1 pseudogene is annotated in these 300 nt (G+C 55.3%); it reads right to left on the bottom strand.

The annotated features are described in order from the left end of the window. Positions 1-300: pseudogene (locus NE473_RS31335) on the bottom strand (sensor histidine kinase); the annotation flags it as partial.

The following is a 300-nucleotide window of genomic DNA, read 5'->3' as shown; positions in this document are numbered from 1 at the left end:
GGACATAACCGTGTAGAACTGGTTCTTCATGCGGTTCATCTCCGGCAGCATTTCCTTTTCAGCCGCAATGCGCGCCTCACTCTCCCTGGCCCGTTTTACCTCCCGCATCGTAGCAAGGAAAAGGGCAGTCATAGAATACAGGACGAACACCGCCATTGCCATTTCAGAAATAGCGAAGCGAAGGGCCGGCAGCAGATAAATGTCCCGGTGATACAGCATATCCCACAGCGCCGCAAACAACAGGAAAGCAAAGCCCAAAAGCACGGCAAGCTGCCCGGTGTCTGGCCGCTGCCAGCGAAG

The sequence above is a fragment of the Hungatella sp. SL.1.14 genome, assembly GCF_024460495.1.
GTDB lineage: Bacteria > Bacillota > Clostridia > Lachnospirales > Lachnospiraceae > Hungatella > Hungatella hathewayi.
This window is presented reverse-complemented; position numbering and strand designations above follow the sequence as displayed.